The following is a 13,043-nucleotide window of genomic DNA, read 5'->3' on the forward strand; positions in this document are numbered from 1 at the left end:
ATCTCTTAATTTTGGCGATTCGCGTCGTCTGCCTCTGTTTTCCAGCCTACCGCAGCCCCGGTGTCATAACGTAAATCGACATACGCAATGGCTTTGTCTTGTGCCTTTATCCGCGGATATAAACGGACCAATCGCGCTAGCCTTTCTTGTCGCGCCTTTCGCCCTAACTCAATCCGTACGCCATCTCGTGTCACGATACGCCATGAGCGCCGTTTATTGAGTGATAACGCCTGAATCGATAAGCCAATTCGCTGTAATTTACGTTCGAGTTCTCGACTCGTATGCAATACTTCTTCCGACGTGCCGGTATTGCCGTGTAGCGACACCAGCTTTTTATCGGCGACATCTTGCGGGGCGCCATTGAATACCGTCCCGTCTGGCGTCAGCAACTTTTGCCCATTCCAAATCGCGCTCGCCCGGTATTCAGTAATATGTACCTTTAAGGTGTCGGGCCACTGCTTTCTTACCGCGACCTGTTTCACCCATGGGAGCGCCTCAATGTTCGCTTGGATGCGATTTACATCCTGCAGCATAAAGCTTTTTAGCTCGCCGCCTGACAACACGGCTTGGCGAACTTGATCAACACTGACATGTGTTTGGTCACCTTCCATCACCAGTTGTGACAAGGGGAGCTGCTGCTCATCACTCATCCAATCAATCACACGGACGATCCCTAGCAACATCAGGGTGATCACCCCAACCAGGAACGCGAGTGAAGCGCCTGTTTGCCGATCCAGTTTTATCACTGCTTGTACGCGTGTCAGGGCATTGACCATGCTCATACCTATCTTATCGCCTTGTGTCGATGCGACTTGACACTCACAGCGAAAAAACCGACTGATTATAGCGATCCCGCGTGACGCTCTCCAACCTAGAGATGCACTTTCATCAATAAGCTGGGATCGATTGCGCGTCATTTTCCCACAAAGACGATAAAAACCGATGTTTATTCTCGCAACAACCGATGTTGACCGCTATTTTTATCTCGCCAGCTACTTTTTATTGCGCCATTTTAGCCTTGTCTAGCTGCTTTGCCGCTAAATTTTTTGCTACTTTACCAATATCACCCGCGCCTTGTGTTAAAACCAAGTCATTAGGTTGCAGCACGTTGGCTAACGCCGGGGGTAATGCCTCAGCATTAGGCACAAAAATAGGATCCAGCTTCCCGCGCGCGCGAATGCTACGACACAAGCTTCTACCGTCAGCCCCCGCAATCGGCGTTTCACCCGCTGAGTACACATCCAGCATCAGCAAAACATCCACTTTTTCCAACACATTGGCAAAGTCATCATAAAGATCGCGCGTACGGCTGTAACGGTGTGGCTGAAAAATCATCACTAAACGATGGTCTTGCCAGCCAGCGCGTGCCGCTTTGATGGTCACGTCCACTTCACTGGGGTGATGACCATAATCATCCACCAGCAAGGCGGTGCCATCCTCCACGGCAAACTCACCGAGTTGGTCAAAACGCCGCCCTGTACCCGCAAAATTGGCTAAAGCACGTAAAATAGCCTCATCGTCGACACCATCTTCTGTGGCGACAGCAATCGCCGCTGCCGCGTTGAGCGCATTGTGCTGGCCTGGCGTATTTAAACGAATCGTCAGTGTCTCGCGGTGAGGGCGTGTGACTTTAAACACGCCACACTGCCCATGCTGTTGGTAATCATGTAAACATACATCGGCATCTTGCGAGAACCCGTAAGTGATCACTTGCCGTCCAATCGACGGGATCAGCTCACGAACGACCGGATCATCAATGCACACCACCGCCAATCCGTAAAAGGGCAGATTATGGAGAAAGTCGATAAACGTCTGCTGCAACTTCGCGAAGCTACCACCATAAGTGTCCATGTGGTCCGCTTCTATGTTGGTGACAATGGCGACCATTGGCTGCAAGTGTAAAAAGGAAGCATCACTTTCATCTGCTTCGGCAATCAAATAGCGACTGCTACCTAACCGCGCATTGGTGCCTGCACTTTTTACCAGCCCTCCATTGACGAAAGTGGGATCTAACCCTGCCTCAGAGAAAATTTGTGTGACCATCGCGGTGGTGGTGGTTTTGCCGTGTGTACCGGCAACGGCAATTCCGTGCCGGTAGCGCATTAACTCGGCAAGCATTTCCGCCCGGCGCACCACAGGTATACGCGCCGCCTTTGCCGCTTCCACCTCCGGGTTGTCCGGCTTGATGGCCGTCGATACCACCACGACACTGGCTTGTTCAATATGGCTGGCTTGATGACCGATAAAAATCTGCGCCCCCATGGATGCCAATCGCTCTGTGACGATATTCTGTGCAAGATCCGAGCCGGTTATTTGGTAACCTTCATTAATCAGCACTTCAGCAATACCACACATGCCTGCACCGCCGATCCCCACAAAGTGGATCCGCTTAACCCGGCGCATTTCCGGGATCATGGTGCGAATTTTTTCCAGCTGCTGATTATCCAATTTACCCATTCTCTATTCTCTATTTGTTGGCGTGCGTGACGATGACGTCCGCGACACGGGCATCTGCATCAATAATGGCCGCCTCTCGCGCTGCCGTCGCCATCGCTAACAAGCGCGGACGGTCAAGCTGGTTGATTGTCTCAGCCAATGTGCTTGCTGTCAGTGATGGCTGTTCAATCATTAAAGCCGCACCGCGGGCGACTAAATAATCACCGTTAAGTGCTTGTTGCCTATCGGCATGCATAAAGGGGACGAAAATCGCCCCAACGCCAGCCGCCGCCAGCTCAGAAACCGTCAATGCCCCGCTGCGGCAAATCACTACATCGGCCCACGCATAGGCCTCGGCAACATCGTCAATAAATTCGCTGACAACCACATCGCTAACACCGGTTTGCTGATAAGCATCCCGTGTCAGGTCGGCGTTATGCTTGCCTGCTTGGTGGCGAACCGTCACCGCTTGCTCGGTGAGCGCGACCGCCTCGGGGACTGTTTGGTTAAGAATACGCGCCCCTTGGCTGCCTCCCATCACCAAAATCCGCAACGGCCCTGCTCGTTCATTCAAACGGTGTTCAGGCGCCGGAATATCACACACATCTCGGCGCACCGGATTACCCACCACTGTCTTGCCATCGAATGCGCCAGGAAACGCTTGTAACACCTGTTTGGCGACCTTCGCCAACCAGCGGTTGGTTAACCCCGCGACCGCATTTTGTTCATGTAAGATAACGGGCACACCGCTTAACCACGCCGCAATGCCACCTGGGCCACTCACATAACCGCCCATGCCTAACACAGCATCCGGTTTAACCCGTTTAATGACTTGTCGCGCTTGCCAAATCGCACTGACAATCATCCAAGGGGCTCGTAGCTTGCGCATCAGCCCTGAACCAATCAAGCCTTTAACGCGAATAAATGCGATCTCGATGCCATATTTAGGCACCAAATCGGCCTCCATGCGATCCGCGGTGCCCAACCAACAAACGTCCCAGCCTTGTTTCTCTAAATACTTGGCGACGGCGAGCCCCGGAAAAACATGCCCACCGGTGCCACCTGCCATCACTAATAATCGTTTTTTACGCATTGTTAGGGTCTTTATCTTGATAAGGGTTTCTTTGATGTGCTTGCGATGTGGCTAAGCGATACTCATGATCAATGCGCAATAACAGCGCCACGGCCACCGCCATGATCACCAAGCTGGAGCCCCCGTAACTGATCAACGGCAAGGTCAAGCCTTTAGTGGGGAGCATACCAGCAGCAGCCCCCACATTGACCATGGTTTGGAACGCAAACCAGATCCCAATCCCGAAGGCAAGAAAGCCACCAAATAGTTGGTTTTGCTCGAGGCAACGCTTACCAATAAACAAGGCTTTAAACACCAAGTAAAAAATCAAACACAAAATGACGCTGACGCCCACCAAACCAAGCTCTTCGGCAATCACCGCAAACACGAAATCAGTATGGGCTTCTGGCAGATATTCCAGTTTTTGGATGGAGTTACCGAGCCCTTGTCCAAACCAATCTCCGCGACCAAATGCCATCAAAGACTGGGTTAGCTGATAACCACTGCCAAACGGGTCTTGCCATGGGTCTAAAAAGGCAGTGACACGGCGCACTCGGTAAGGCTCAGCGACAATCAAGCCGCCTACCAAGGTCAACCCGGTGATCAGCAGCGCAATAAACTGCCACAGCTTGGCCCCTGCAATAAACAACATGCCCACAGTGGTGACAAACATCACCACCACCGAGCCTAAATCAGGTTGTGCCAACAGCAAGCTCGCAAACAGCAACAAGACAGCCAGCGGTTTGGCAAAGCCGCGGAAATGCTCACGCACCTCACCATGACGACGCACCAGATAACCGGCTAAAAAGACAAACAAGGATAACTTGGCGATCTCCGCAGGCTGAATATTGATCCCAGCCACAGAGATCCAGCGCGCGGCACCATTGACAGACCGACCCACAGCAAGCACCGCCAGTAACAATAGCGACGAGAGCAATAACATGTAGCCGCTATAGCGCTGCCACCAATGCACGGGAATGTACATCACTACCACTGCGGCGACGATGGCGACGGTCAGATAAAAAGCATGACGCTTGGCAAACAAAAAAGGCGCATCCGCCAGCCTAAGCCCCACAGGCAAAGATGCCGACGTCACCATGACTAACCCGATGACCATCAACAGCAACGACGTCCACACTAACTGGCGATCGTATAACACGCCAGGAGACGGCGTCCGAAGCCACTGCCAGCAGTATTGAGGAAGTCTGCGCACGGTCATGTCTGCCTCGCAATCATCGATTCTACGCCCGCGATAAAAGCGTCACCACGGGCAGCAAAATTAGCAAATTGATCCAGACTCGAGCAGGCGGGCGATAACAACACCATATCACCGGCTGTCACTTGATTAGCAGCGGCCGTCATCGCTTGTTGCAGAGTATCGACACAGTGCGCCTGCTTATCGAGCTGTGCTAACTGGGCTTTATCCTTGCCAAAGCAATAAAGCGATACCGAGAGTTTCGCCAACGCCGGTTGTAAAGCGCGAAAGTCGGCGCCTTTACCATCGCCACCCACCAAAAGGTGTAACCGCCCGTCGAGATCCAAACCATCAAGCGCCGCCAGGGTACTGGCCACATTGGTGGCTTTTGAATCATTGACCCATAGCACGCCCTGATGCTCGGCGACTTTTTGACAACGGTGCGGGAGGCCAGCGTACGTACTGAGTGCTGCTTTTTGTCCTTGTTGGCTGATGCCGACACTGTCAGCCAGCGCCATGGCCGCCAGCCCATTCGCCACGTTATGACGGCCCACCAGCCCCAGCGAAGAGACGGGAAGCAGTGGCTGGCCGTGTGCCGCTAACCAAGCTTCACCTTGGTGGCTGATAAGGCAATAATCGCCTTGGTGGAAACCAAACAGACGCATGGAGGAGGCGCTGTTCGTTTGCAGATCATCGTGCGTTTGCGGATCATCGGCATTGGCAATCAGGGTAGTCGCATGGGTGAAAATACGGCACTTGGCGGCACGATAATCGGCCAAGCTGTCGTATCTATCCATGTGATCTTCTGAGAAATTCAAAAAGGCCGCGCCATCTAGAAACAAAGAGTCGGTGGTTTCGAGTTGAAAGCTCGACAGCTCCAACACATACAGCTCGTGACCACGGTCGAGCAAGTCTAACGCCGCCACACCAATATTGCCGCCGACGCCAACATTCATACCTGCCGCTCGAGCCATTTCGCCCACTAGCGCCGTGACGGTACTTTTGCCGTTGGAGCCGGTGATCGCCACCACAGGCTGGTCGCAATACCAAGCAAACAACTCAATATCCCCCACAACAGGGGTGCCCGCTGCATGGACTGGCAGCAAGGCGGGTGTCTGCAGCGATATTCCAGGGTTAGTGACCACCAAGTCGGCGTCCGCTAACCACGTGGGTTGCCAGCTGCCTGTGTGCAACTCGACGTTATCCGGCAGTTGGTCTTGCCCCGGAGGCTGCGTGCGAGAGTCCATCACGCGAATGCATGCCTTGGGATGATGGCGGGCAATAAAGCGCACCACTGACAATCCGGTCACACCCAAGCCCATCACCACGATATGATGAAACTCGGTCAATGAACGCTGGTTCGCGGCTGGCATGATTAGCGTACCTTAAGCGTGGCCAGTGCAATGAGCACTAGCATCAACGAAATGATCCAAAAGCGCACGATTACCCGCGGCTCCGGCCAGCCTTTTAGCTCATAGTGGTGATGAATCGGTGCCATACGGAAAATACGTTGGCCGCGCAATTTATAGGAGCCAACCTGCAAGATCACCGACACCGTCTCCATCACGAACACCCCGCCCATGATGATCAGCAACAGCTCTTGACGCACCAGTACCGCAATCGTGCCTAGCGCACCGCCTAATGCCAGCGAGCCCACATCCCCCATAAACACTTGAGCTGGGTAAGTGTTGAACCACAAAAAGCCAAGGCCAGCCCCAACAATCGCGGCGCAAACAACCACCAGCTCACTGCTGTATTGGATATACGGAATATGCAGGTAGCTGGCAAAGTTCACATTCCCTGTCGCCCAAGCAATAAAGGCAAACCCACCGGCGACCATCACGGTGGGCAAGATCGCTAACCCATCGAGGCCATCCGTCAGGTTCACCGCATTGCTGGTCCCCACAATCACAAAGTAGGTAAAGACCACATAGAACAGGCCAAGTTGCGGCATCACATCTTTGAAAAACGGTACCACCAACTGAGTGGCTGCGGTGTCCTTGCCGTGCGCATAGAGGGCAAACGCCACGCCTAACGCAATGGCGGATTGCCAGAAATACTTCCAGCGCGCGACCAGCCCATCCGTATTCTTGCGTACCACTTTGCGGTAATCATCAACAAATCCCACCGCGCCATAGCCAAGCAGGACAACCATCACCGCCCATACATATGGGTTGGCCAAGTCCGCCCATAAAAAGACCGTCAGACTGATGGCCGCGACGATCAGTACCCCGCCCATGGTCGGTGTACCGCGCTTGCTAAAATGAGATTCAGGGCCTTCTTCACGGACCACTTGGCCAATTTGCATCGATTGCAGGCGTTTAATCAAACGCGGCCCGGCCCATAGCGAGAACAACAGTGCGGTTAATGCACTCACAATCGCTCGGAACGTCAGGTATTCAAACAACCGCATCGAGGGTAAAAGGTTTTGTAGCGCTTCCGCTAACCATAAAAGCATTAGCAAGCCTCCTTGATGGCGGCAACAACGGCTTCCATCGCCATCCCGCGAGCGCCTTTAATAAGAATGGTGTTAGGTGTCTGTGTATTTATCATGGCTACGACATGCGCAATGAGCGCCTCTTTACTATCAAAATGGTTACCGCCACAGCATTCGCTGATCACACGGCTATCGTTTCCAGTCGTGAAAACTTGGTGTAACTGCGCTTGCGCGGCATGCTCTCCCACTTCACGATGCATTTGTTCACTGTATTGCCCAAGCTCAGCCATATCGCCCACAATGAGCCACTTTTCGCCTGGGTAGCTGGCCAGCACATCAATCGCGGATTTCATTGCCGGCACACTGGCGTTGTAGGTGTCATCAATCAACCTCAAGCCTGGTCGAGGCTCAGTGACCTGGGTACGTCCCGCAGCATTTTCCATCGCCGCTAAGCCACTCACCACATCGTCCAACGCCACGCCTGGTAATTGCATGGCCGCACAGCCTGCCATCAGCGCATTGGTAATATTGTGCAATCCGGGTAGAGGCAAGGTCACGGTTCTTTGTATCTGGCCGTCACTCAAGGTCATGTGATAACAGCCCGAATCAGTGAGCGTGCTATCTAGCAACCTCAGTGGTGCCGCCTCAGTGTCAGTGACGGGGATCACCTGCTTGTCAGCCAAGACCGCTTGCCACTTTTCGTCGCCGTGGCTGTGCTGATTGACCAGAGCAATGCCACCTTCTGGTAAGCCTTGGTAGATCTCTCCTTTGGCAATCGCCACCCCTTCCAATGAGCCAAATCCCTCAAGATGAGCCGCGGCCAAGTTGGTCACCATGGCAATATCGGGTTTAACCAACGCGGTGGTATAAGCGATTTCGCCAATATGATTCGCGCCCAGCTCAATCACCGCATACTGGTGCTCTGGCGTCAGTCGAAACAGGGTCAGCGGCACACCGATATCATTATTGAAATTACCCGCAGTGGCTAACGTGGGTCCTTTTTGCGCGAGGATCGCCGCCAACATCTGCTTCACGGTGGTTTTACCGCAGCTGCCGGTAATGGCAATGGTGGACACCTGACACTGGCTTTTCACCCACGCCCCGAGTTGGCCAAGGGCAATACGCGTGTCCTCCACCAGCAATTGAGGGATCGCCACATCCAGCGGACGATCGACCACTATCGCCGCCGCACCGGCCTCTTTGGCTTGAGCCGCAAAGTCATGGCCATCAAAGCGCTCCCCTTTCAGGGCAACAAACATCGCCCCTTCGCCAAGCTCGCGGGTATCTGTGGTAATGGCATCAACTTGCGGGCTCGCCGGTATCAACTCACGTTGTAAAATCGTCGCGTTCACCGCGTGCGCGAGGGTATCGAGTAAGGTCCGAATCATGATAACTCCTTGAGTTGCGCCGCCACCGTCTCTCGGTCGGAATAGTGCACCTTGCCGTGCGCCAACACTTGATAATCTTCATGGCCCTTGCCTGCGACCAAAACAATGTCCTCGGCTTTCGCTTGGCGAATAACCTGGCTCACCGCGTCGGCGCGATCATGTTTTACCCATGCGCGCTCTGGCGCCTCCATGCCCGCAAGCATGTCTTGAGTAATGGCTTCAGGCGCTTCGCTGCGAGGGTTATCATTGGTTAACACCGTATGATCGGCATGCTGTTCGGCGAGGCGGGCCATTAACGGCCGCTTGCGTGTATCACGGTCTCCGCCACAGCCAAATATGCACCACAGCGCGCCTTTACAATGACGTCGCAACGCAAGCAGTGCTTTCTCCAGCGCATCGGGCGTGTGAGCATAGTCAACCACGACTGTCGGTTTGTCAGCGGCGAGAAAAACCTCCATCCGCCCTGTGACAGCTTGCAGCTGCGGGCTCACGGCCAATAACGGCGCTAACGGATAGCCCAGCCCCAATAAGGTGGCCAAGCTCACCAGCAAATTGCTGACATTAAAATCTCCCACTAATGCTGCTTGGATCTCGCCTTGCCCCCACGATGAGTCGACCTGTACCCGCACACCGTCGCTGGCATAGGCGACCGAGGTTGCGCGCACAAACGGGCCTGCATGTCCATCTAATGAGGAGGTGGTCATGGCGACAGCGATAGCGTCTGGCCATTGCTTGAGCCAAGTGCGACCCACCGTATCATCCGCATTGATGACTTTAAGTGGCGAGCCTAACTCAAACAGTTGCTTTTTCGCCTCGGCGTAGGCGTCGAGGGTGCCGTGATAATCAAGGTGATCATGACTTAAATTTGTAAACACCGCGGCATCAAAGGCAAGGCTGGCCACGCGACCTTGCACCAAGCCGTGCGATGACACTTCCATCGCCACATGCCGGGCACCTTGCTGAACGAAATCGGCTAATTGGGCTTGAATGCTAATCGCGTCCCCAGTGGTGTTGTCAGCGGCTTTAAGCGCGCCAATAAAGCCGTTCCCCGTGGTGCCCATCACGGCTGTGCGTTGATCTAAAGCGTCTAGCCATTGGGCAATCAGTTGCGACACCGTGGTTTTACCGTTGGTTCCGGTGACACCAATCAACCCGAGGTGTTGCTGAGGATCCTGATAAAAGCGCGCCGCCATCGCCGAAAGGGCATGAGGTAACGCGCGCAAGCTGATCACTGGCACCTGATCACGCCAGGCTATCTGGTCGTTTTCACCTTGTTGCACCACGGCCGCCGCGCCTGCCTCAATCGCTGCTTGAATAAACTGGCGACCGTCAACCTGGTGACCTTGAACCGCCACAAATACATCACCGGCACCGACTTGGCGACTGTCTAATGTCATTTGCTGGACCGAGAGGCTGGGCACATCCGCCAGCCACGGGCTCAGCCATTGGTTTAAATCATTCATTCCGGTTCACTTCACTTGCATATTTTGCCACTTGCAGCCCGGGGCCTGTGCCCGCGTCCGGCGCAATGTTTAAGATCTGGAGCGCACTTTTCATCACATCCGAAAACACCGGCGCCGCCACTTGGCCACCGTAATACTTGTCACCTTGTGGCTCGTTGATCACTACCACCATCGCTAGCCTTGGGTTGCTGATCGGCGCAAGGCCCGCGGTATAGCCGATATACTCATCGCCATAACCGCCCGCTACCGCCACTTTGGCCGTACCGGTTTTCGCCCCGACTCGGTAACCGTCCACCGCAGCACGGCGCGCACTTCCGCCCTCTTGCGTCACGCCTTCTAACATTTGCAGCACTTTATAAACGTTCTCACGCGACGCAACCTGCTTGCCTTCGGTCACCCCTTCACGCTTTAAAATACTCAGCGGTCGATTGATCCCCAAGGCGCCGAGGGTAGCGTAAGCGCGTGCAAGCTGCGCCGGGGTCACCGACAGGCCATAACCAAAGGCCAAGGTGGCTCGTTCAAAATCGGACCAACGACGGCGAGAAGGAAAATGGCCCACCGACTCACCCACAAGCTCGACACCGGTACTGGCTCCCAAGCCAAAGCTACCGTACTCGCCCAACAGGGTCTCCACTGGCATCGCTAAGGACAGCTTACTCACACCAATGTTGCTCGACTTTTTGAGGATCCGCGCGAGATTGGCTTTACCCACTTTGGACACATCCCGCACGCGGCTTCCGCCGATTTGCATGATGCCATTGCCGGTATCAATTACGGTGTCCATATCCGCGACACCGTTTTCCAACGCGGTAAGCACCACAAAGGGCTTCATGGTTGATCCAGGCTCAAACACATCGGTGATCGCGCGGTTGCGCATATTAAAACTTTTCAGCGAGCTGCGATTATTAGGGTTATAAGAGGGGGCGTTAACCATCGCCATCACTTCGCCAGTTTTCACATCCACCATCACCAACGAGCCAGACGTGGCGCGATAGTCGGCCACCGCTTGCTTAATCGCCCGGTAGGCAATGGCTTGCAAACGCTGGTCGATACTGAGCGTGAGTGATTGGCCTTCTTTTTTGTCTTCAGTGGCAATATGTTCAACCACACGACCAAATCTGTCTTTACGCACGGTACGTTTGCCATGCTCACCGGCCAACCAGTCGTCAAACCGGCGTTCAATGCCTTCCAGGCCATGGCCGTCAATCCCCGTCATTCCCACTAAGTGGGCACTCACCTCCGCACTAGGATAAAAACGGCGAGACTCGGCTTTCAGTCCCACACCGGGCAAGTCGAGCTTGTTCACATACGAGGCCATTGCTGGACGCACTTGACGCTGTAAATAAATAAAACGCCGTTTGCGGTTCGCTTGAATCTTGTCAATCAACGCCTGGCGGTCTAGACCCAGCACGTCGGCCAGCGCATACCAGCGCTCAACGTTGTTCAGCCCTTGGTGTTTAAACACAGTCACCGGATCGGCCCACACTGCTTGCACGGGGACACTGACCGCCAACGGCTCACCTTGTCGGTCTTCAATCATCCCACGCGCGGAATGCACCTGCTCCACGCGCACTGAGCGTAAATCCCCTTCATGACGCAGCCTGTCTGGCTCAATCACTTGGATATACGCCGCACGCGCCACCAGCGCCACTAAGGCAAATGCAATAAACACGCAAATAAGGCCAAAGCGCCACTGGATGAGCACAGGTGGTGCTTTTGGCGTACGGCGATTGGCTGGCTTACTAGAACGTTTTTTCACCGGCTATTACTCAAAGACCGTTTTACGATCACTTCGTTATCACTGGTTGGTCGAATCATGCCAAAATCCTCACGCGCGACCGACTCAACATGGCTGTGCTCAGACAACGCATTTTCTTCCAGCAACTGATTTCGCCACTCCACTTCAAGCGTTTCGCGCTGCTCAAGCAGTGCATCTTGTTTGGCAATCAAACTGCGCGTCGATTGCGTCATTGACACCACAGCGATCGCTGATATCAGCACCGCGACCAACAAACCCAACGGCAACTTACCGATGGCCAGCACGTCCTGACGAATTTGTTTGGCGAGGCTGGGACGCGGCTCCATGATTTACCCTAATTTCTCCGCCACGCGTAACACCGAGCTACGCGCACGCGCATTGTGTTCCACCTCTTTCGCAGAGGGCTTAACCGCCTTACCAATCGGTTTCATCGCGGCTGAGCCCATCTCGGCAATTTGTGCTTCGGTTAAAGGCACCCCTTTAGGCACGTCTGGACCTTTGCTTTGTTTGCGAATAAAGCGCTTCACCATCCGATCTTCTAACGAGTGAAAGCTGATCACAGACAAACGGCCACCGGGGGCGAGGCTTGCCAACGCGCCTTGCAGCGCTTGCTCAATCTCATCGAGCTCGCTGTTGATATAAATGCGGATCGCTTGGAAACTGCGCGTTGCCGGGTGTTTTTTCTTTTCTCGAAACGGCACCGCATTATCAATCAACTTGGCCAGTTGGTTGGTCGTAGACAGCGCCGGCGCCTCCTCGTCCTCGCGATGGCGGACAATCGCATTGGCAATCCGGCGAGCAAAGCGCTCTTCGCCAAACACTTTTAACACCCAAGCAATGTCATCTGGGCTGGCAGTTTCTAACCACTGCGCCGCTGACTGACCAGAACTCGGATCCATGCGCATATCCAAAGGGCCGTCATGCATAAAGCTGAATCCGCGGCTAGGATCATCCAACTGCGGAGACGACACGCCAAGATCGAGCAAGATCCCATCGACTTTTTCACTCAAGCCACGTTCACTCAAGTAAGTTTCAATGTCAGAAAACGGCCCATGGATAATATGAAAGCGGGGATCGTCGATGGTGTTGGCTTCTTCAATCGCACGAGGGTCGCGATCAATGGCGTATAAGCGCCCGTTCTCACCCAGTTGAGACAAAATATGACGGGAATGACCGCCGCGACCAAAGGTACCATCGACATAAATACCGTCTGGCTTTATCGCAAGGCCGTCTACCGATTCGTTCAATAGGACGGAAACATGGGTATATTGTTCTGACATAAGTTCACTTCAT

At 54.1% G+C, this 13,043-nt stretch carries 11 protein-coding genes; all 11 read right to left on the bottom strand.

From position 1 onward, the window contains the following. Positions 1-5 precede the first annotated feature (5 nt). On the bottom strand, positions 6-782 hold the full coding sequence (locus EHW58_RS04875) for a cell division protein FtsQ/DivIB (protein ID WP_077638557.1): 777 nt from the start codon (positions 780-782) through the stop codon (positions 6-8). A gap of 217 nt (positions 783-999) precedes the next feature. After that, entirely contained in the window at positions 1,000-2,457 is a 1,458-nt protein-coding gene (gene murC / locus EHW58_RS04880; RefSeq protein ID WP_046073969.1) for a UDP-N-acetylmuramate--L-alanine ligase, read from the bottom strand. A 10-nt stretch (positions 2,458-2,467) separates the two neighbouring features. After that, a complete protein-coding gene (murG, locus tag EHW58_RS04885) occupies positions 2,468-3,529 on the bottom strand; it encodes an undecaprenyldiphospho-muramoylpentapeptide beta-N-acetylglucosaminyltransferase (protein WP_152795064.1) in 1,062 nt (353 codons plus the stop codon). Beyond that, on the bottom strand, positions 3,522-4,727 hold the full coding sequence (ftsW, locus tag EHW58_RS04890) for a cell division protein FtsW (RefSeq protein WP_046073967.1): 1,206 nt from the start codon (positions 4,725-4,727) through the stop codon (positions 3,522-3,524). The genes murG and ftsW overlap by 8 nt, the downstream gene beginning before the upstream one ends. After that, the gene (gene murD / locus EHW58_RS04895; protein WP_152795066.1) at positions 4,724-6,076 is read right to left on the bottom strand and encodes a UDP-N-acetylmuramoyl-L-alanine--D-glutamate ligase; all 1,353 of its coding nucleotides are present in this window, start codon (positions 6,074-6,076) and stop codon (positions 4,724-4,726) included. The genes ftsW and murD overlap by 4 nt, the downstream gene beginning before the upstream one ends. A 2-nt stretch (positions 6,077-6,078) precedes the next feature. Further along, a complete protein-coding gene (mraY, locus tag EHW58_RS04900; protein ID WP_046073965.1) occupies positions 6,079-7,161 on the bottom strand; it encodes a phospho-N-acetylmuramoyl-pentapeptide-transferase in 1,083 nt (360 codons plus the stop codon). Continuing rightward, positions 7,161-8,528, bottom strand: a complete 1,368-nt coding sequence (gene murF / locus EHW58_RS04905) for a UDP-N-acetylmuramoyl-tripeptide--D-alanyl-D-alanine ligase (protein WP_152795068.1) — start codon at positions 8,526-8,528, stop codon at positions 7,161-7,163. Before murF ends, mraY begins: the two co-directional genes overlap by 1 nt. Then, a complete protein-coding gene (gene murE, locus EHW58_RS04910; RefSeq protein ID WP_152795070.1) occupies positions 8,525-9,991 on the bottom strand; it encodes a UDP-N-acetylmuramoyl-L-alanyl-D-glutamate--2,6-diaminopimelate ligase in 1,467 nt (488 codons plus the stop codon). The genes murF and murE overlap by 4 nt, the downstream gene beginning before the upstream one ends. Then, the gene (locus EHW58_RS04915; protein WP_172970006.1) at positions 9,984-11,750 is read right to left on the bottom strand and encodes a penicillin-binding transpeptidase domain-containing protein; all 1,767 of its coding nucleotides are present in this window, start codon (positions 11,748-11,750) and stop codon (positions 9,984-9,986) included. Before EHW58_RS04915 ends, murE begins: the two co-directional genes overlap by 8 nt. Then, a complete protein-coding gene (gene ftsL / locus EHW58_RS04920) occupies positions 11,747-12,076 on the bottom strand; it encodes a cell division protein FtsL (protein ID WP_046073961.1) in 330 nt (109 codons plus the stop codon). Before ftsL ends, EHW58_RS04915 begins: the two co-directional genes overlap by 4 nt. Before the next feature lie 3 nt (positions 12,077-12,079). Then, positions 12,080-13,030: a 16S rRNA (cytosine(1402)-N(4))-methyltransferase RsmH gene (gene rsmH, locus EHW58_RS04925; protein ID WP_046073960.1), complete on the bottom strand. Its 951-nt coding sequence runs from the start codon at positions 13,028-13,030 to the stop codon at positions 12,080-12,082. Between the last annotated feature and the right edge of the window lie 13 nt (positions 13,031-13,043).

This window comes from Salinivibrio sp. VYel1 (genome assembly GCF_009377945.1).
GTDB classification, from domain to species: Bacteria; Pseudomonadota; Gammaproteobacteria; order Enterobacterales; family Vibrionaceae; genus Salinivibrio; species Salinivibrio siamensis.

Excerpts from the sequence above, each read along its gene's own strand:
- EHW58_RS04875 (WP_077638557.1), bottom strand. The coding sequence starts at position 782 with ATGAGCATGGTCAATGCCCTGACACGCGTACAAGCAGTGATAAAACTG.
- murC (WP_046073969.1), bottom strand. The coding sequence starts at position 2,457 with ATGGGTAAATTGGATAATCAGCAGCTGGAAAAAATTCGCACCATGATC.
- murG (WP_152795064.1), bottom strand. The coding sequence starts at position 3,529 with ATGCGTAAAAAACGATTATTAGTGATGGCAGGTGGCACCGGTGGGCAT.
- ftsW (WP_046073967.1), bottom strand. The coding sequence starts at position 4,727 with ATGACCGTGCGCAGACTTCCTCAATACTGCTGGCAGTGGCTTCGGACG.
- murD (WP_152795066.1), bottom strand. The coding sequence starts at position 6,076 with ATGCCAGCCGCGAACCAGCGTTCATTGACCGAGTTTCATCATATCGTG.
- mraY (WP_046073965.1), bottom strand. The coding sequence starts at position 7,161 with ATGCTTTTATGGTTAGCGGAAGCGCTACAAAACCTTTTACCCTCGATG.
- murF (WP_152795068.1), bottom strand. The coding sequence starts at position 8,528 with ATGATTCGGACCTTACTCGATACCCTCGCGCACGCGGTGAACGCGACG.
- murE (WP_152795070.1), bottom strand. The coding sequence starts at position 9,991 with ATGAATGATTTAAACCAATGGCTGAGCCCGTGGCTGGCGGATGTGCCC.
- ftsL (WP_046073961.1), bottom strand. The coding sequence starts at position 12,076 with ATGGAGCCGCGTCCCAGCCTCGCCAAACAAATTCGTCAGGACGTGCTG.
- rsmH (WP_046073960.1), bottom strand. The coding sequence starts at position 13,030 with ATGTCAGAACAATATACCCATGTTTCCGTCCTATTGAACGAATCGGTA.